At 74.3% G+C, this 17496-nt stretch carries 14 protein-coding genes and 1 pseudogene; 4 read left to right on the forward strand and 11 right to left on the reverse strand.

Annotated features, from left to right (window positions below):
• Nucleotides 1-760: 760 nt before the first annotated feature.
• The 5 genes from thpD to ACZ7MY_RS28900 all read right to left on the reverse strand — a co-directional run bounded on the left by thpD (nucleotide 761) and on the right by ACZ7MY_RS28900 (nucleotide 5352).
• A complete protein-coding gene (gene thpD, locus ACZ7MY_RS28880; RefSeq protein ID WP_499606191.1) occupies nucleotides 761-1666 on the reverse strand; it encodes an ectoine hydroxylase in 906 nt (301 codons plus the stop codon).
• Between the two features lie 5 nt (nucleotides 1667-1671).
• Nucleotides 1672-2070 carry an ectoine synthase gene (locus tag ACZ7MY_RS28885; RefSeq protein ID WP_499606192.1) on the reverse strand — a complete coding sequence of 133 codons (399 nt, stop codon included), beginning with the start codon at nucleotides 2068-2070 and terminating at the stop codon, nucleotides 1672-1674.
• Nucleotides 2071-2089: 19 nt separating this feature from the next.
• Nucleotides 2090-3361 (reverse strand): diaminobutyrate--2-oxoglutarate transaminase, encoded by a 1272-nt coding sequence (ectB, locus tag ACZ7MY_RS28890; protein WP_499606193.1) that lies wholly within the window; start codon nucleotides 3359-3361, stop codon nucleotides 2090-2092.
• A 39-nt stretch (nucleotides 3362-3400) separates the two neighbouring features.
• Entirely contained in the window at nucleotides 3401-3895 is a 495-nt protein-coding gene (gene ectA, locus ACZ7MY_RS28895) for a diaminobutyrate acetyltransferase (protein ID WP_499606194.1), read from the reverse strand.
• A 368-nt stretch (nucleotides 3896-4263) separates the two neighbouring features.
• Nucleotides 4264-5352: a pyridoxal-phosphate-dependent aminotransferase family protein gene (locus ACZ7MY_RS28900; protein WP_499606195.1), complete on the reverse strand. Its 1089-nt coding sequence runs from the start codon at nucleotides 5350-5352 to the stop codon at nucleotides 4264-4266.
• Between the two features lie 68 nt (nucleotides 5353-5420).
• Between ACZ7MY_RS28900 and ACZ7MY_RS28905 the strand changes: the two genes are divergently transcribed.
• The 4 genes from ACZ7MY_RS28905 (at nucleotide 5421) to ACZ7MY_RS28920 (ending at nucleotide 11544) form a co-directional block, all read left to right on the forward strand.
• On the forward strand, nucleotides 5421-6521 hold the full coding sequence (locus ACZ7MY_RS28905; protein WP_499606196.1) for an amidohydrolase family protein: 1101 nt from the start codon (nucleotides 5421-5423) through the stop codon (nucleotides 6519-6521).
• A 168-nt stretch (nucleotides 6522-6689) separates the two neighbouring features.
• Complete coding sequence (locus tag ACZ7MY_RS28910) at nucleotides 6690-7316, forward strand: hypothetical protein (RefSeq protein WP_499606197.1); 627 nt, start codon at nucleotides 6690-6692, stop codon at nucleotides 7314-7316.
• 212 nt (nucleotides 7317-7528) lie between these two features.
• Nucleotides 7529-8596 carry an SCO1860 family LAETG-anchored protein gene (locus ACZ7MY_RS28915; protein WP_499606278.1) on the forward strand — a complete coding sequence of 356 codons (1068 nt, stop codon included), beginning with the start codon at nucleotides 7529-7531 and terminating at the stop codon, nucleotides 8594-8596.
• A gap of 200 nt (nucleotides 8597-8796) precedes the next feature.
• Nucleotides 8797-11544, forward strand: coding sequence for an ABC transporter substrate-binding protein (locus ACZ7MY_RS28920; RefSeq protein ID WP_499606198.1), 2748 nt, complete (start codon nucleotides 8797-8799; stop codon nucleotides 11542-11544).
• Between the two features lie 34 nt (nucleotides 11545-11578).
• On the opposite strand, the gene cobC is transcribed toward ACZ7MY_RS28920, so the two are convergent.
• The 6 genes and pseudogenes from cobC to ACZ7MY_RS28950 all read right to left on the reverse strand — a co-directional run bounded on the left by cobC (nucleotide 11579) and on the right by ACZ7MY_RS28950 (nucleotide 17466).
• A complete protein-coding gene (gene cobC, locus ACZ7MY_RS28925) occupies nucleotides 11579-12649 on the reverse strand; it encodes an Rv2231c family histidinol phosphate aminotransferase CobC (RefSeq protein WP_499606279.1) in 1071 nt (356 codons plus the stop codon).
• 72 nt (nucleotides 12650-12721) lie between these two features.
• Nucleotides 12722-12955: pseudogene (locus ACZ7MY_RS28930) on the reverse strand (CbiX/SirB N-terminal domain-containing protein); the annotation flags it as partial.
• Between the two features lie 89 nt (nucleotides 12956-13044).
• Nucleotides 13045-13500, reverse strand: coding sequence for a cobalamin biosynthesis protein (locus ACZ7MY_RS28935; protein ID WP_499606199.1), 456 nt, complete (start codon nucleotides 13498-13500; stop codon nucleotides 13045-13047).
• A complete protein-coding gene (locus tag ACZ7MY_RS28940) occupies nucleotides 13497-14858 on the reverse strand; it encodes a cobyrinic acid a,c-diamide synthase CobB (RefSeq protein ID WP_499606200.1) in 1362 nt (453 codons plus the stop codon). The genes ACZ7MY_RS28935 and ACZ7MY_RS28940 overlap by 4 nt, the downstream gene beginning before the upstream one ends.
• On the reverse strand, nucleotides 14852-15448 hold the full coding sequence (gene cobO, locus ACZ7MY_RS28945; protein ID WP_499511157.1) for a cob(I)yrinic acid a,c-diamide adenosyltransferase: 597 nt from the start codon (nucleotides 15446-15448) through the stop codon (nucleotides 14852-14854). Before cobO ends, ACZ7MY_RS28940 begins: the two co-directional genes overlap by 7 nt.
• Nucleotides 15448-17466, reverse strand: a complete 2019-nt coding sequence (locus ACZ7MY_RS28950) for a putative cobaltochelatase (protein WP_499606201.1) — start codon at nucleotides 17464-17466, stop codon at nucleotides 15448-15450. The genes cobO and ACZ7MY_RS28950 overlap by 1 nt, the downstream gene beginning before the upstream one ends.
• Nucleotides 17467-17496 lie beyond the last annotated feature (30 nt).

Below are 17496 nucleotides of genomic sequence, written 5' to 3' on the forward strand. Positions count from 1 at the left end.
ATTCGGTGCCCGGGTCCGCCGCTCGTCGTTTCCGGGCGCACCCCGACACACCCCCTCCCGTCGTATGGGCGCACAACGGCCGGTGGGGGGTGTGGAGGTAGCCCGGGGTTGCCCCGGACCGCCCTCTGACCCCACGGCCCCACGGTGCAAGCCCGCATCATTCGGCACCGCGTATGCCGCTCGTCTTCCTCAGTCTTCGTCCAGGAGGAGCATCCCGCCACACCCCCTCCTCTCGTGTGGGCGCATGACGGCCGGTCGGGGGTCAGTAAGGCAACCGGGTTGACCTCGGACCGCGGTGTGCCCCATACGGCCACGCGGTCTGAGCCCGGTCGTTCGGCGCCGGGTTTCCCGAGTGTCTTCCCCAGCCGTCGGCCAGGGGGAGCACCCCCGTACATCCTCTTCCCCTTGCGCAGGTGCATGACGGGGGTGCGTGGGACAGGTGCGGTGCCCCCGGACCGCCTTCGAACCCTCCACCGGCCGTTGGTCGCTGTCGATACGGAGGGGGTGGGGTCGTAGGGGTGGGCGTTCTGGACGCTGACGTGTATTTGATGTGCGGCAGCGACGGCAAGAACGAGTGCTGCCCGCCATGCACATAAATATGCGGTACAGAATGCCCACCCCGGAGGCCCCGCCCCCGGCCCACCCATGCACAGTGCGCAGGCCCGCACCAATCATGCTGGGCGATCGGGCGGGAGGGTGGGGGAGAAACCCCAACAGAAACCACAACGGCGCCGCAGACAACGACGGGCGTCCCGGAGGGTCAGCGCACGGGCGTGAAGTCCCGTGCCCCGATGAACTCCGGACGGCGGACGGGCGCCGCGAACGGCTCTTGCGCCGCGTTCTCCACGCTGTTGAAGACGATGAACACGTTGCTCCGCGGATACGGGGTGATGTTGTCCCCGGAGCCGTGCATGCAGTTGCAGTCGAACCACACCGCGGACCCGGGCGGCCCGGTGAAGAGCCGGATCCCGTGCTGGCCCGCCAGTTCGGTGAGGGCCGCGTCGGAGGGCGTCCCCGCGTCCTGCATCTGGAGGGACTTCTTGTAGTTGTCCTCCGGTGTCGCGCCCGCGCAGCCGAGGAACGTCCGGTGCGAGCCCGGCATGATCATCAGGCCGCCGTTGGTGGCGTGGTTCTCGGTCAGCGCGATCGAGACCGAGACCGCGCGCATGCGGGCCATCCCGTCCTCGGCGTGCCAGGTCTCGAAGTCGGAGTGCCAGTAGAAGCCGGAGGCGCCGAAGCCCGGTTTGACGTTGATCCGGCTCTGGTGGACGTAGACGTCGGAGCCGAGGATCTGCCGGGCGCGGCCGACGACCCGGGGGTCGCGGACCAGCTCGGCGAAGACCGGGCTGATCTTGTGCACCTCGAAGACCGAGCGGATGTCCTGGGACTTCGCCTCCACGATGGACCGTTCGTCCGCGCGCACCGCCGGGTCGGCGCACAGCCGCTCCAGTTCGGCGCGGTAGCGGGCCACGTCCTCGGGCCCGATGATCGCGTCCACGGGGAGGAAGCCGTCGCGGTCGAAGTCGCCCAGTTCGGACGGCCGGAGCGGGCCGGACGTGCCGGGTGCGCCCCAGACGACCGGGTCCTGGCGCGGGGTCAGCACCTCGGCCGTGCCGCGGGTGGGGTAGAGGTCGGTCCTGGGGTCGTGCGTCGTCGCGGTGGTCATCGTGGTCACGCTCCCTCGGTGAGCAGGGGGTAGACGCCGTTCTCGTCGTGCACCTCGCGCCCGGTGACGGGCGGGTTGAAGACGCAGACGAAGCGCAGGTCGGTCTCGGGGCGCACGGTGTGCCGTTCGTGGCCGTCGAGCAGGTAGAGGGTGCCGGGGGAGATCCGGTGCTTCTCGCCGGTCTCGTCGTCGGTGAGTTCGCCCTCGCCCTCGACGCACAGCACCGCCTCGACGTGGTGGGCGTACCACATGGAGGTCTCGGTCCCCGCGTACATCACGGTCTCGTGCAGCGAGAAGCCCACGCGGTCGTCGGCCAGGACGATGCGCTTGCTGCGCCAGGTGCCGGTCTCGGCGGTGACGTCGCGGGCGGTGCCCTCGATGTCCTTCAGGGATCGCACGATCACGGTGGGACGGTTCCTTTCGTCAGGCGGTCTCGCGGACCGAGCGGGCGAGGGTGCGCAGCCCCTCGTCCAGTTCCTCGGGCGTGATGGTCAGGGCGGGCAGCAGCTTGACGACCTCGCCGCGCGGGCCGGAGGTCTCCAGCAGCAGGCCCAGTTCGAAGGCGCGGGCGCACACCCGGGAGGCCCGGCCGGGGTCGGTGAACTCCAGGCCCCACACGAGGCCGCGGCCCCGGTGGCGGGCGCCGGAGCGCGCGTGCTCGGTGCGGATCTCGCGCAGCACGGCCTCGGTCTGCTCGCCGCGCGCCAGCGTCTGCTTCTCCATGCTCCCGCCGTCCGCCCAGTAGGTGTCGAGGGCGGCGGTGGCGGTGACGAAGGCGGGGTTGTGGCCGCGGAAGGTGCCGTTGTGCTCGCCCGGCTCCCAGATGTCGAGTTCGGGCCGGAAGAGGGTCAGCGCCATCGGCATGCCGTAGCCGCCGATCGACTTGGAGAGGGTGACGATGTCCGGCACGATGCCCGCCTCCTCGAAGGAGAAGAACGGGCCGGTGCGGCCGCAGCCCATCTGGATGTCGTCGACGATCAGCAGCATGTCGCGGCGCCGGCACAGGTCGGCGAGCCCGCGCAGCCACTCCGGGCGGGCGACGTTGATGCCGCCCTCGCCCTGGATGGTCTCGACGATCACGGCGGCGGGCTGGTTGAGGCCGGAGCCCTGGTCCTCCAGCAGCCGCTCGAACCACAGGAAGTCGGGGACGCGGCCGTCGAGGTAGTTGTCGAAGGGCATCGGGGTGCCGTGCACCAGGGGGATGCCGGCGCCGGCCCGCTTCATCGAGTTGCCGGTGACCGCGAGCGAGCCCAGCGACATGCCGTGGAAGGCGTTGGTGAAGGAGACGACCGACTCGCGGCCCTTGACCTTGCGGGCCAGTTTCAGCGCCGCCTCGACGGCGTTGGTGCCGGTGGGGCCGGGGAACATCACCTTGTGGTCCAGCCCGCGCGGGCGCAGCACGACGTCCTGGAAGCGTTCCAGGAAGGCGCGCTTGGCGGTGGTGCTCATGTCGAGGCCGTGCGTGATGCCGTCGCGCTCCAGGTAGTCCAGCAGGGCGCGTTTGAGGACGGGGTTGTTGTGCCCGTAGTTGAGGGCGCCGGCGCCGGAGAAGAAGTCGAGGTAGTCGTGGCCGTCCTCGTCGAACAGGCGGCTGCCCTGCGCGCGGTCGAAGACGGCGGGCCAGCCGCGGCAGTAGCTGCGGACCTCGGACTCGAGGGTCTCGAAGACGGACGTGGCGGGCGGGGAGAGGGTCACCGTGCATTCCTTCTGTGGGGGAGGAGGAGTCATGCGGGGTCAGACGAGGGGACCGATGCGGTACAGGACTTCGGGCTGGTGGCCGTCGGGGAACAGCGCCGCGTCGAACAGCACCTCGCGCTCGGTCCGTGCTCCGTGGCGGGCACCGAAGGACGTGAACAGGCGGTGCGAGGCCTCGTTGTCCGGGGTGATCGTGGTCTCGACCTCCCGCACGCCGGCCGCGGCGGCCCGTTGCGCGAGGTCGTCGAGCATCGCGGCCGCGAGCCCCCGGCCGCGGTGCGCCTCGTCCACGGCGACCTGCCAGACGACGAGGGTGCGAGGGCGTTCCGGGCGGACGTAGCCGGTCACGAAGCCGATCGGTTCGCCGCGCTCCGTACGCGCCACCACGGAGGTGCCGGCGAAGTCCCGGCACCACAGGAGGTAGCTGTACGGGGAGTTCAGGTCCAGGGTCCGGGAATCCCGGGCAATGCGCCACAGTGCGGCGCCGTCCTCGATTCTCGGGGTGTCGAGCAGCAATTCACTGGCGGCGGTCATGCGGAAAGAACGTAGCGGGCGGAATTCTCGACTGCATGCCGCGCGGGCCTTGTGGCGTGCGGACGCCACTGATATCAGGCGCGCGGAGGCCGCGGGAAAGGGGGGGCCTATCCGGATAATTCCGGGCGAAAGGGCGAGGTTGTGGGCTCGGTCACATCCTCGGAATCATCACGTCGTGTCGATGAAATCTTGGCGTTTGAAGCCGTTCTCGCGGGGCAGGAGTTGAATGCGGAATACCCCGGCCGAAGTCCCGGATAATTCCCCGATATTTGTCCGCGGTCAAGGCGTGCGAAATTCCGGGTGCCGAAACGGAAAGGGCCGCCCGCACCGTTCACGACGGTCCGGGCGGCCCTCGGGGCGCGGTGGCGTCAGGCCCGCAGGGCGGCCTCCGCCGCCGCGACGGCGGGCTCGGGGGCGGTGCCCAGCGCGCCGGCCAGCGCGCGCAGCGTACGGACGACCACGGCCGGGTCCGCGTCCCGGCCGTAGTGGTTGACCCGGACCATCTCCTTGGCGAGCGCCCCGCCCCCGGCGACCAGCGGGAGCCCCGGCTCCAGCGCCAGGGCGCGGGCGACCAGTTCGTCGGCGGCGAGGCCGTCCAGGGTGCGCAGCGTCGTCGCGACCGGCGCGGCGTCCTCGTCCCGGTACACGTACGGCTCGACGGCGGCGCCCAGCGCGGCCGCACCGGCCCGGGTCGCCGCCGCGGCGGCGCGGTGCCGGGCGGCCACCGTGCCGGGCCCGGCCTCCTCGATACGCTCCAGGCAGGCCTCCAGCGCCAGCATCTCCAGCTGCGCGGGCGCGTGCGGCAGCGCCCTGCGCCCGGCGTCGATCCAGCGCTCCTTCCAGTCCAGCAACGACAGGTAGGAGCGGCGCGGCGCGGCGGGGTTGTCCGCCAGGCGCCGCCACGCGCGCTCGCTCACGGACACCGCCGACACTCCCGCGGGCCCGCCCATCGCCTTCTGGGCGCCGATCACGCACAGGTCCACGCCCCACGCGTCCACCAGCAGCGGTTCGGCCGCCACCGACGCGACCGCGTCGACCATGAACAGCGCGCCGTGCGCCCGGACCACCTCGCCGATCTCCGCGACCGGGTTGGTGTTGCCGGTGGCCGCCTCCGCGTGCACCAGCGACACGAAGTCGGTCTCCGGGTGCCCGGACAGCGCCCGCGCGACGTCGTCCGGGTCCACCGCGGCGTGGAAGGGCACCTCCAGGTCGACCACGGTGGCGCCCGCGTCCCGCAGCCAGTTGCCGAAGGTCTGGCCGTACGGCCCGGTGACGATGTTCAGCGCCGTCGAACCCGGGCGCGCGCCACCGCGGATGCAGCCCTCCAGCGGCAGCAAGGCCTCGCCCTGCATGATCACGACGTCCTGCCCGGTGTACAGCAGCGCGGCGACTCTCCGCTCGATCGCGGCGAAGCGTTCGGCGGTCAGCGGGGGCAGGTCGAGCAGGGGGTGGGACACGGCGGCGCTGCTTCCTTCGTCGGGGGGTGTACCGCCCGAGGGTAACCGGCGGCTCGTAGAGTGCAGACATGGCTGATCGCGAGGCGCCGCAGGCACTGCACGTCAAGGGCCGCATCCTGGCCGGGCCGCGGGACGTACGGGACGAGCTCTGGGTGGTCGGCGGACGCGTCACCTACGAGCGCCCCGCCGGCCTCCGCGACGTCACCACCGTCGAGGGCTGGGTGCTGCCCGGACTGGTGGACGCCCACTGCCACGTCGGCCTCGACCAGCACGGCCCCGTTGACCCGGGCACCTCCGAGAAGCAGGCGCTCACCGACCGCGACACGGGCACCCTGCTGCTCCGCGACGCCGGTTCGCCCTCCGACACCCGGTGGATCGACGACCGCGAGGACCTGCCGCGGATCATCAGGGCCGGCCGGCACATCGCCCGCACCCGCCGCTACATCCGCAACTACGCCTGGGAGATCGAGCCCGAGGACCTGGTCGCCTACGTCCGCCGGGAGGCCCGCCGCGGCGACGGCTGGGTCAAGCTGGTCGGCGACTGGATCGACCGCGAGGCCGGCGACCTCACCGCGTGCTGGCCGCGCGGCGCCGTCGAGGCCGCCATCGCCGCCGCACACGAGGAGGGCGCCCGCGTCACCGCCCACTGCTTCGCGGAGGACTCCCTGCGGGACCTGGTCGAGGCCGGGATCGACTGCGTCGAGCACGCCACCGGGCTCACCGAGGACACCATCCCGCTCTTCGCCGAGCACGGGGTGGCCATCGTCCCCACGCTGGTCAACATCGCGACCTTCCCGGACCTCGCCGACGGCGGCCAGGCCAGGTTCCCGCGCTGGGCCGACCACATGCGCCGGCTGCACGCCCGCCGCTACGACACCGTCCGCGCCGCCCACGAGGCCGGCGTCCGGATCTTCGCCGGCACCGACGCCGGCGGCTCCCTCGCCCACGGGCTCGTCGCCGGCGAGGTCGCCGAACTCGTCACCGCCGGCCTGCCCGTGCTCGACGCGCTCTCCGCCGCGACCTGGTCCGCCCGTGAGTGGCTCGGCCGCGACGGCCTCACCGAGGGGGCCTCCGCCGACCTCGTCGTCTACCCGGAGGACCCGCGCGTCGACGTCCGCGTGCTGTCCGCGCCCCGGCGCATCGTGCTGCGCGGTCGCGTGGTGGGGTGACCCGGCGGCCGCGGGGGAGCCACCGTAGCGGAGGGCCGCCACCAGTGCGCCCGGAATGATCCCGGAGCACCGATTCGGGTGATCCTGTACGGGAAGAGTCGATCCATCCCTTTCCGTCGTGCTGCGATCGGTCCTACGGGCCGACACCACAACGGGACGGGGAGCACCATGACCAGGCAGGGACCGCAGAAGTACCCGGGGGCCTCGCGCAGGTACTGGTACCAGGACGACTACGGCGGCGACGCGATGGAGGTCAACGCCGTCGTGCTGCACACCACCGAGGGCCGCAGCGTGCCGACGTACGGGGGCGGGAGCAGCGCGCCCAACCTGACGGCGAAACCCGACTTCGAGGACGAGAAGCTGGTCTGGTACCAGCACTTCGACATCGACATCTCCTCGCGCGCCCTGGTCAACCGGGCCGGCGGGGTGGAGACCAACACCCTCAACGTGTGCCAGGTGGAGCTGGTGGGCACCTGCGACCCCGACCGGCACGAGGACTGGGGCACCGCCAACCGGCACCTCTACTGGCCCAAGGCCCCGCAGTGGGCGCTGCGCGAACTCGCCGAGTTCCTGGCCTGGATGCACACCCACCACGGCGTGCCGCTGAAGGGGCCGAAGCTCTGGCTGCCGTACCCCCGCTCTTACGGGAACGCGGGCGGCCAGCGGATGACCGGACGGGAGTGGAACGCCTTCCGGGGGGTCTGCGGCCACCAGCACGTGCCGGAGAACTCCCACGGGGACCCCGGGGCCCTCGACTTCGCCAAGTTGCTCGAATACACGCGATCGCAGGTGTGACGCACGGGAACGCATGTGCCGCAGGTTTCGAATACGGGGACGAAAACCACCCTTTGGAGTGAACCGGGCCCAGGCGGGTGCCGGTTCACTCTCCGTACGTAAATCATTACGGGGTCGAGGTCGCCCGGCGAGCGCGCTGTCCCCTTCAGCGGCGCCGTGGCGACTCCATGACCATTTGGGGGTTTTCCACTGTGTCCAGCTCTCCCTTCAGCATGCCCGCGCGCCGTCCCGCCGCCGCGCTGGGCGCCGCCGTCGCGCTGGCGGCGGGCGCCCTCGCGCTGGGGCCCGCGACCCCGGCCGCCGCGACCGGGGGGACCCACGGCTCGTCCGGCAAGGCCGGCGCGGTCGTCCTGCGGACCGGCCTGGAGGTCTCGCTCCTGCGCAAGTCCGTCGACGTGCCGCTGAACCTGACGCTCAACGAGGTCCACGCACCGGCCCGCGCCGACGAGACCGCGCTCACCGCCACCCTCGACGGGGTCGACCACGGCAAGCCGTTCAGCGTCCTGCGCGCCGACGCCGCCACCGCCCGGGCCACCGCCGACCGCCACAAGGCGGAGGGCTACGCCAAGCTCGTCAAGGCCCGCGTCAACCTGCCGGGACTGCCGCTCCTCGGGCTCATCAAGGCCGACGTGATCTCCGCCCGCGCCACGTGCGTGGCCGGCCGGAAGCCGGTCGCCGAGGTCGAGATGCCCGGCCACGTCGTCGTCCTCGGCAAGCGTGTCGCCGTCTCGGCCGGCGGCACGACGCAGGTGAAGGTGCCCGGCGTGGGCGAGGTCCGCCTCGACCTCGCCGAGCGGACCGTCACCTCGCGCGGCGCCGCCGCCACCGCCCTGGAACTGTCGGTGGAGGTGAACCCGCTCAAGCTCGGCGTCGCCGAGGTGAGCGGCACCGTCACCCTCGCGGGGGCCACCTGCGAGACGCCCCGCCGGGGCGGGCACGACGGCGGCGGGCACGGCGGTGGCGGTGGCCACCACGGCGGCGGAAACGGTGACGGCGGCGACGACGGCGGCGACGGCAGCGGCGAGGAGCCGCAGACCGGCGGCGAGTCCGAGCAGCCTTCTCAGTCCGCGGAGCCCACGCCGTCGACCGCGCCCTCGGAATCCGCGCGCGCCGACCAGTCGCCGCAGGCCGCTCCCGCGGCCACCGGTGACCTCGCCGAGACCGGCAGCAGCTCCATGACCCCGTACCTCGCGGGCGGTTCGGTGCTGCTGTTCGCCGCCGGATTCCTCGTGATCCGCAAGACCCGCCGCAAGCCGGCGGCCGAGAGCGCCCGGGACTGACGAACCCGGGTGACCCCAGGGGGCGGACCAGGGGTGAGGGGGGACGTGGAGGGCGGCGGAGTGTCCGGAGCCGCCCTCCACGCGCTCGTCCGTCACCGCGGTGCGTCCCTCCCGCCGTCCACGGCCGTCCGAAAAGGGCAAATTCCACTACCCTGTTGGGAGTGTTCGCGCGCCCGTCGCGGACGGGGCCGGGGGGTCGCATGTTCGGGGGACGGTACGAGTTGCGGGCGCTGCTCGGCTCCGGCGGCATGGCCCGCGTCCATCTCGCCTACGACACCCGGCTCGGCCGGACCGTGGCCGTCAAGACCCTCCTGCCCGAGCTCGCCCGCGACCCCGAGGCGCGGCGCCGCTTCGCCCGCGAGGCGCGTGCGGCGGCCGGGCTCAACCACCCCGGCATCGTCACCGTCCACGACCAGGACGAGGTGACGACGGACGACGCGGTCGTGCCGTACCTGGTGATGGAGCACATAGAGGGCCGCACCCTCGCCGAACTCGCCCGCGAACAGGCCCCGATGGAGATCGAGCGGGCCGTCCGCATCACCTGCGACATCCTGGACGCGCTCGCCCACGCCCACGCCCGCGGCCTCGTCCACCGCGACGTGAAGCCCTCCAACGTCCTGATCACCGCCGGGGGCGCGGTCAAGGTCGCCGACTTCGGCATCGCCCGGGTCGTCCACTCGCTGTCCCGCATCACCGGCACCGGCTCCGCCATCGGCACCCCGGGCTACATGGCCCCCGAGCAGTGCGCCGGCGACGCCGTCGACGCCCGCAGCGACCTGTACGCGGTCGCCTGCATGCTCACCGAACTCCTCACCGGCACCGTGCCCTTCGCCGGGGCCACCCCGCTGTCGGTGATGTACGCCCACGTCCACCAGACGCCGGCCCCGCCCTCCGCACGCAACCCGCTGGTGCCGCCGGAACTCGACTCGATCGTGCTGTCCGCCCTGTCGAAGAACCCGGCGCTGCGTCCGCGCGGCGCCGCGGAGATGCGCGGCGCGCTGAACGGCTGGCTGGCCTCGCGGACCCCGCCCGCGGGCCCGCCCACCCTGCCCCCGCCGCCGAGCCGGCCGCCCGCGCTGCCCCACCCGGCGTACAACCCGCCCTCGTTCGGCCCGCCGTCCTACCCCACCCGGCCCGCCTGGGACACCCCCGTCCCGGCGCCCCGGCGGAGCCGCCGGGGCGTGGTGGCCGCGGTGACCGCGGCCGTCGTGGCCCTCCTGGTCACCGTGACGGTCCTCGTGGACCCCTTCGGCGACGACCCGGAGAAGCCGGTCGACCGCACCGCACAGGACCTGATCGCCGCCCGCAGGCCCGCCGGCGGCTACAACGGCGCCCTCACCGGCGCCGTCAACCCGTCCGCCGCCAAGGGCGGCACCCTCAGGCTCATCACCGCCTACAACCCCGACTCCCTCGACCCGGCCCGCACCTACTCCCCGATCGTGTGGAACCTGGGCCGCCTCTACCTGCGCAAACTCGTCGACTTCGCCCCGCAGCCCGGCGCCGCGGGCACCCGTCTCGCCCCCGACCTCGCGACCAGCACCGGCGAGATCTCCGACGGCGGCCGCACCTACACGTACACCCTCAAGGAGGGCGTCACCTTCGAGGACGGCACGCCGATCACCTCCCGGGACGTCAAGTACGGCATCGAGCGCACCTTCGCCAGGGACCTCTACCCCGGCGGCCCCACCCACCTGCTCGACCTGCTCGACCAGGGGCAGGACTACCCCGGCCCGTACAAGGACACCGACCCCGACGGGCTCGGCCTGAAGAGCGTCGAGACCCCCGACGACCGCACCGTCGTCTTCCACCTCGACGCGCCCTTCGCGGACTTCCCGCACGTCCTGGCACTGCCCATGTCCTCACCCGTCCCGAAGGCGAAGGACACCAAGGAGCGCTACCAGGACCGGCCCGTCGCCAGCGGTCCCTACCGCATCGCCTCCTGGGACACCGCGAACGGGCTGCGCCTGGTGCGCAACGACCGGTGGGACCCGGCGACCGACGCGATACGCACCGCGCTGCCCGACGAGGTGGAGCTCACCGTCGCCACGGACACCGCCGCCGTGGACACCGCCCTGATGAACGGCACCGCCGACCTCGACCTCGCCCAGACCGGCGTCCAGCCGGCCACCCGGAGCCGGATCCTCGCCGACGACACGCTCAGGTCCCGTACGGACCTCGTCCAGACCGGCGCCGTCCGCTACTTCTCCCTGCAGACCGCCGTCGCGCCGCTCGACGACTACCGCTGCCGCTGGGCCGTCCAGTACGCCGCCGACCGCAGCCTGCTGCGCGCCGCGATCGGCGGCGAGGACGCGGGCGACGTCGCCGGCGGCATGCTCCCGCCGACCATCGGCGGCCACGACCGGCACCTGGACACCTACGGCACGGTGAGCGGCGGCTCCTACCCCGAACAGGCCCGGCGCTTCCTCGGCGAATGCGGCCACGCCAAGGGGTTCAGCACGGTCGTCGCCGTCTCCGGCAGCGACCCGAACGCCCGCAAGGTGGCGCAGTCCCTGGCCGGCCAGCTCGCCGAGGTGGGCATCAAGGCGACCGTGCAGACGCCCGACGCCGCCGACTTCTACGCCGCCCTCACCGACCAGCAGCAGATCAAGGACAAGGGCTGGGGCATCGTCCTGACCACCTGGCAGTCCGACTGGCCCTCCCCGGCCGGATTCCTGCGCCCGCTGCTGTTGCCGCGCAGCCCCAGCAACTACGCGGGGCTGGACGACCGGGAGATCAACTCCCTGATGGACGAGGCCGACTCCGAGACCAACCGCAACGCCGCCGACAACCTCTGGCGCACCGTCGACTCCACCGCCCAGGACCGCGGCACGCTCCTGCCCTTCCTCTACGACCGCCGCCTCAACTACCGCTCCGACCGCCTGACCAACGCCTACGTCCACCCGGCCCTGGGCGGCCTCGACATCCAGGCCCTGGGCGTCAAGGGCTGAGCCCGGCGCGACGGGCCGTCCGGCCTGTGCGGTGTCAGGTGGAGAGGGCCTTCGAGAGGGCGGTCGCGAAGCGGTCGGTCGTGGCGGGGTCGCGGACGGCGATGCGGAGCCAGTCCGAGGAGAGGCCGGGGAAGGTGTCGGCGCGGCGGACGGCGAAGCCGAGGTCGCGCAGACGCTCGCGGACGGCGGCCGCGTCCGGGAGGCGCAGGAGGACGAAGGGGCCGTGTGCGGGGCCGGCGACCTCGACGTCGTCGAACTCGACGAGCCGGCGCAGCAGGTGGGCCCGGTCGGCGGTGGTCCGGCGGGCCGCCTCCTCAGCCTCCGCGAGGGCCGCGGGGGCGCTGCAGGCCTCGGCGGCGGTGAGACCGGGCGCGGAGACCGCCCACAGGGGCTGGGCGCGGCGCAGCGCCGCCACGCACTCGCGGTCGCCGAGGACGTAGCCGACGCGCAGGCCCGCCAGGCCCCAGGTCTTGGTCAGGCTGCGCAGCACCACCAGGCCGGGCAGGTCGCGGCGGGCGGCGAGGCTCTCCGGCTCGCCGGGCACCGCGTCCATGAAGGCCTCGTCGACGACGAGGGTGCGGCCCGGCCGGGCCAGTCGGGCGAGGTCCGCGGCGGGGTGCAGTACGGAGGTGGGGTTGGTCGGATTGCCGACGACGACCAGGTCGGCCGCCTCGGGCACCGCCCACGGGTCGAGGCGGAAGCCGTCCTCCGCCCGCAGCACGACGCGGTGGACGGGGTGCCCGGCGTCGCGCAGCGCCGCTTCCGGTTCCGTGAACTGCGGGTGCACGACGACCGCGTGGCGGGCCCTGATGGTGCGGGCCAGCAGGACGAACGCCTCCGCCGCACCCGCCGTGAGCAGCACCTCCTCCACCGGGCGGCCGTGCCGGGCGGCGACCGCCCGGTGGGCGGCGCGGTCGTCGGGGTAGGCGGCCAGCCCGTCGAGGGTGGCCGCGAGGCGTTCCTTGAGCCACCGCGGGGGCGTCCCGGCGCGCACGTTGACGGCCAGGTCGGTCAGGTCCCCGCCGCCGTCGCGGACCTCCGCGTCGCCGTGGTGCCGCAGGTCGTGGCCGCCGTCGACGTCGCCCCCGCCGGGTTCCCGCCGCACGGCCCCGTGGCCGGGCGGTGCGTGCCGTACGTCGACCTCGGGGCGCGCCTCGGCCCAGCCCTCCGTCTGCTGCCCGACCCGCGCCTCCGAGGCGGCGTCGGCGGGGAAGCAGGTCAGCACGACGATCCGCCGGGCGCCGAGCCGTGCGCAGCGTTCCAGGCCCGCGGGGACGTCCGGCGCGGCCGTCGTCAGGAAGGCGGTCTCCACGCCCGCGTAGCCCCGGCCCTCCCACAGCAGCCGTGCGGTACGGGCCACTTCGGCGTTGTCCGCGGCCTCGGGGGAGCCGGCGCCGACCAGCAGCACCATGGTCGCCGCCCGGTCCAGCGGTGTACGGCGGCCGCCGCCGAGCGCGGCGTCGACGCGCCGCTCCAGCACGTCCGCGGGCGGGGGGTTGATCACGGTGCCGTCTCCTCCGTCGTGCCGTGCGTGCCGTGCCCGGGCGTACGCCGCCGCGCCACCGCGGCGGTCGCCCTCGCCGCACCACCGTCCCCGGGGGCGGACTTCCTCTTCCGTACCAGCAGTTCGCCGCCGGGCGCCGCCGTCAGTGCCGCGGCCTCCGCCACGGAGGGCGTGCCGACCGAGGCCAGCGCGGCGCCCGAGGGGGTGGGCACGGCGACCGCGGCCAGCGTACGCGCGTCGTACGTCACCAAGGGCACGCCCAGCCGCTCCGCCGCCTCGACGAGGCCCGGCTCACCAGCCTTGCCGGCGACGGTCGCCAGCGCCGTGACGGACGCCTCCGGCACCCCGGCCTCGGCGAGCACGGACCGTACGAGCGCGAGCACTTCGGCCGCCGCCACACCGCGTCCCGCCCCGACGCCGACGACGACGCCGACGCCCCCGGGGACGCTCACGAGGGCGCGCCCGCCCCGGCCGCGCAGGAGGCGACGAACCGACGCGCCAGGGACGGCTCGGCGGCCCAGTGCACGTGCAGGTACGAGGCGTGGACGCCGCCCCGCACGAAGCCCTCCGCGCGCCGTTCCGGCCGGACCAGGCCCCACGCGGGCGTGGCCCCGGCGGCGGGTTCCACGACGGTGCGGTGGAACTCGTGGCCGCGCACCCGGGTCCCGGCGGCCGCCAGCGCGTTGTCGGCGATCGCGACCGCCTCGCGGTAGCCCAGCGTGAGCCGGTCCGACATGCGGGCCGTGGTGTCCAGCACCCCGCACATGGGCCGCCCGTCCAGTTCCCGCCCGAGGTAGAGCAGGCCCGCGCACTCCGCGGTCACGGGCCCGGAGAAGGCGGCGACGGCCGTGCGCAGCGGCTCGTTGGCGGACAGTTCGTGGGCGTACATCTCGGGGAAGCCGCCCCCGATGACCAGCCCTGCCGCCCCGTCCGGCAGCCGCTCGTCGCGAAGCGGGTCGAAGGTGACGACCTCCGCCCCCGCCGCGGTCAGCAGTTCCAGGTGCTCCGCGTACGAGAAGGTGAACGCCGCGCCGCCCGCCACGGCGACCCTGGGCCGTGCGGCGCCCGGTTCCGCGGGGCCGGCCGCGGCCCGCGGGTCCCAGGGCTCGTCCGCGAGCGGCGGGGCGCTGCGGGCCAGGGCCAGCAGCGCGTCCATGTCGCAGCCCTCGCGCACCCGGGCGGCCAGCGCCCGCACCGCGTCGACGGCGTCCGCGCGCCGCTCCGCGACCGGGACGAGACCCAGGTGCCGGGAGGGCGTGCCGACCGCCGTGTCACGTCGCAGCGCACCCAGCACGGGCACGCCCGCGCCGTCCAGGGCGTCGCGCAGCAGTTCCTCGTGGCGGTCGGAGCCGACCTTGTTGAGGATGACGCCGGCGACCCGGACCTCCGGGTCCCAGGAGGCGAAGCCGTGCACCAGCGCGGCCACCGAACGGGACTGCGACGAGGCGTCCACCACCAGCACCACCGGCGCCCGCAGCAGCTTCGCCACGTGCGCGGTGGACGCCAGCTCGCCCATCCCCGAGGCCCCGTCGAAGAGCCCCATCACGCCCTCGACGACCGCGAGATCGGCGCCGCGCGCACCGTGCAGGAACAGCGGCGCGATCCGCTCCGGGCCGCACATGTACGCGTCCAGGTTGCGGCCCGGACGGCCGGTGGCCAGGGCGTGGTAGCCCGGGTCGATGTAGTCGGGCCCCACCTTGTGCGGGGACACCGCGAGCCCCGCCTCCGCGAAGGCGGCCATCAGCCCCGTGGCGACGGCGGTCTTGCCGCTCCCCGAGGCGGGGGCCGCGACGACGAGTCTGGCTACCACTCGATGCCCTTCTGGCCCTTCTGGCCGGCGTCCATCGGGTGCTTGACCTTGCCCATCTCGGTGACCAGGTCCGCGAAGTCCAGCAGCGGCTGCGGGGCGTTGCGGCCGGTGATGACGACGTGCTGCGTCCCGGGCCGGTCGCGGAGCACCGAGACCACCTCGTCTGTGTCGATCCACCCCCAGTGCAGGGGGTAGGCGAACTCGTCGAGCACGTACAGCCGGTAGGTCTCGGCGGCGAGGTCCCGCTTGACCTGCTCCCAGCCCTCGCGTGCCGCGTCCTCGCTCTCGGAGATGTCCCGCTGCACCCAGGACCAGCCCTCGCCCATCTTGTGCCAGGCGACGGTGCCGCCCTCGCCGGAGGCACCGAGCACCCGCAGCGCCCGCTCCTCCCCGACCTTCCACTTCGCCGACTTGACGAACTGGAACACCCCGACCGGCCAGCCCTGGTTCCAGGCCCGCAGCGCCAGCCCGAAGGCGGCGGTGGACTTCCCCTTGCCGGTGCCGGTGTGCACCATCACCAGCGGCCGGTTGCGGCGCTGACGCGTCGTGAGGCCGTCCTGCGGCACGACGCTCGGCTGTCCCTGTGGCATTACGCGGCCCTCCGTACATCCCGTACCAGTGCCGCGACGCTGTCCGCGCGCAGCTCGTCCAACGTCACGGCAGTGCCGTGCAGTTCGCGTGCCAGCTCGCCCGCGAGCCCCAGCCGCACCGGGCCGGACTCGCAGTCGACGACCACCGAGGCGGTGCCCCCGGCCGCCAGCAGCCGTGCCGCGCGCGCGGCCGTGCGCACCGGCTCGGGCCCGCCGGTCGCCCGCCCGTCGGTGACCACGACCAGCAGCGGGCGGCGCGAGGCGTCCCGCAGCCGCTCCACGCGCAGCACGTCGTGCGCCTTCAGCAGCCCCGCGGCCAGCGGGGTGCGGCCGCCGGTGGGCAGCTTCTCCAGGCGCGCCGCGCCGGCGTCGACCGACGAGGTCGGCGGCAGCGCCAGTTCCGCCGTCGCGCCGCGGAAGGTGATCAGGCCGACCTTGTCGCGCCGCTGGTAGGCGTCGAGCAGCAGCGACAGCACCGCGCCCTTGACCGCGCTCATGCGCTGCCGGGCGGCCATCGACCCGGAGGCGTCGACGACGAAGAGCACCAGGTTGCCCTCGCGGCCCTCCCGTACCGCCTCGCGCAGGTCGTCCCGGCGGATCACCAGGCCCGGTCCGCCGCGCCCGCGCGCCCGCTGGTGCGGGGCGGCCGCCTGCACGGTGGCGGCCAGGTGCAGCTTGGACAGGGTGCCGCGGGGGCGCCGGGCGCCGGTCGTCCTGCCGTGCGCGGTACGGGCCCGGGAACGGCGGCCGGCGGCGCCCTCGCCGAGGCCGGGCACGGTCAGGGCACGGGCCTTGAACGGCTCCGCCGCGGGCACCGCGGCGCGCTCCCCGCCGCCCGGAACGGCGTCCGCGCCCTCCGCCCGCGGCTGCGACTCGGCCGGCTCCCTGGGCGGCGCGATGTCGGGCCCGGTGTCCGGGGCGCCGTCGTCACCCTGCGGCGGACGGCCCCCGCCGGGGCCGCCGTCCGGGCCCGGATCCGGATCGGGGTCGGGGTCGTCGTCCTCGCCCCGGTTGCGCTCCAGGGTCTCGTCGAGCTTGTCCTCGTCCAGGCCCGGTGCGTCGAAGGGGTTGCGGCGGCGCCGGTGCGGCAACGCGAGCAGCGCGGCCTGCCGCACGTCGGCGTCGGTCACCTCGGTACGTCCGGCCCAGGCCGCCAGCGCGGTCGCCGTGCGCGCCATGACGATGTCCGCGCGCATCCCGTCCACCTCGAAGGCCGCGCAGGTCGCGGCGATCTGCCGGAGCGCCCCGTCACCGAGCCGCACCGACGGGAGCAGCGCGCGGGCCGCCGCGATCCGCTCCCGCACCTCCCGCTCCTCGCCCTGCCAGGCGCCGGCGAACCCCGCCGGGTCCGCGTCGTAGGCCAGACGCCGCCGGACGACCGACACCCGCTCGTCGGTGTCCCGGGAGGCCGCGACCTCCACGGTGAGGCCGAAGCGGTCCAGCAACTGCGGCCGCAGCTCGCCCTCCTCGGGGTTCATCGTGCCGACGAGCAGGAAGCGCGCGGCGTGGCGCACCGAGACGCCCTCCCGCTCGACGTAGGAAGCGCCCATGGCGGCCGCGTCCAGCAGCAGGTCCACCAGGTGGTCGTGGAGCAGGTTGACCTCGTCCACGTAGAGCACGCCGCGGTGCGCGTCCGCCAGCAGACCCGGCTCGAAGGCCTTCACGCCCTCCGCCAGGGCCCGTTCGATGTCGAGGGCGCCGACGAGCCGGTCCTCGGACGCGCCGACCGGCAGCTCCACCATGCGCGCCGGGCGGCTCTCCGCGCCGGCGTCCGGTCCGTGCGGCCCGTCCGGGCACGCCGGGTCGGGAGCCGCCGGGTCGCAGCCGAAGCGGCAGCCGGGCACGACGTGCACGGGCGGCAGCAGGGCCGACAGCGCCCGTACGGCAGTCGACTTGGCGGTGCCCTTCTCGCCGCGGACCAGCACACCGCCCACCGCCGGGCTGACCGCGTTCAGCAGCAGCGCCAGCCGCAGGTCCGCCATCCCGACGATCGCCGTGAAGGGATAAGGGGTGCTCACGCGTCCTCCTGGGTCGAGCGGTCGTTGCGG

The organism is Streptomyces sp. NPDC111520, from assembly GCF_055635295.1.

What these genes read in the sequence shown, in the direction of transcription:
- ACZ7MY_RS28910 (WP_499606197.1), top strand. Translation starts at nt 6,690, where the DNA reads ATGACCAGGCAGGGACCGCAGAAGTACCCGGGGGCCTCGCGCAGGTAC.
- ectA (WP_499606194.1), bottom strand. Translation starts at nt 3,895, where the DNA reads ATGACCGCCGCCAGTGAATTGCTGCTCGACACCCCGAGAATCGAGGAC.
- ACZ7MY_RS28920 (WP_499606198.1), top strand. Translation starts at nt 8,797, where the DNA reads ATGTTCGGGGGACGGTACGAGTTGCGGGCGCTGCTCGGCTCCGGCGGC.
- cobO (WP_499511157.1), bottom strand. Translation starts at nt 15,448, where the DNA reads ATGCCACAGGGACAGCCGAGCGTCGTGCCGCAGGACGGCCTCACGACG.
- ACZ7MY_RS28915 (WP_499606278.1), top strand. Translation starts at nt 7,529, where the DNA reads ATGCCCGCGCGCCGTCCCGCCGCCGCGCTGGGCGCCGCCGTCGCGCTG.
- ACZ7MY_RS28905 (WP_499606196.1), top strand. Translation starts at nt 5,421, where the DNA reads ATGGCTGATCGCGAGGCGCCGCAGGCACTGCACGTCAAGGGCCGCATC.
- thpD (WP_499606191.1), bottom strand. Translation starts at nt 1,666, where the DNA reads ATGACCACCGCGACGACGCACGACCCCAGGACCGACCTCTACCCCACC.